This is a genomic window from Aeromonas sp. ZOR0002, from assembly GCF_963866995.1.
Lineage (GTDB): Bacteria > Pseudomonadota > Gammaproteobacteria > Enterobacterales > Aeromonadaceae > Aeromonas > Aeromonas caviae.
Map to the genome: position 1 here is coordinate 1 of NZ_CAWMFQ010000402.1, position 422 is coordinate 422.

At 60.9% G+C, this 422-nt stretch carries 1 pseudogene; it reads left to right on the forward strand.

The features are described from left to right. A pseudogene (locus AACR77_RS22905) lies at window positions 1–422 on the forward strand (IS481-like element ISAs19 family transposase); the annotation flags it as partial.

Genomic DNA, 422 nt, shown 5'->3' on the forward strand with positions numbered 1-422 from the left:
CTCACCAGACCAACCCATGGCCCGCTGCGGGTCGCGCAAGAACTGGCTCTGCAAGGCATCAACGTCAGTGCGGGCGGTGTGCGCGGCGTGTGGCAACGTCACGACTTGCTCTCCAAGCATGACCGCTTGTTGCGCCTCGAGAAAACCCATAGGGAACAGACGATTGAGCTCAATGACGAGCAGATCCGCCTGCTCGAGCGCTTCAGCCCCGAGTTTCGCGAACGCCAAATTGAGGTTCACTACACCGGGGAACTGGTGGCGGTCGACACCTTCTTCGTCGGCGCACTCAAGGGGGTAGGCAAGGTGTATCTGCAAACCGTGCTGGACTGCTACAGCCGCCACGCCTGGGGACGGCTCTACACCAGCAAGCTGCCGGTGACCTCGGTTCATGTGCTCAACGAAACGGTCCTGCCGTTCTTCGA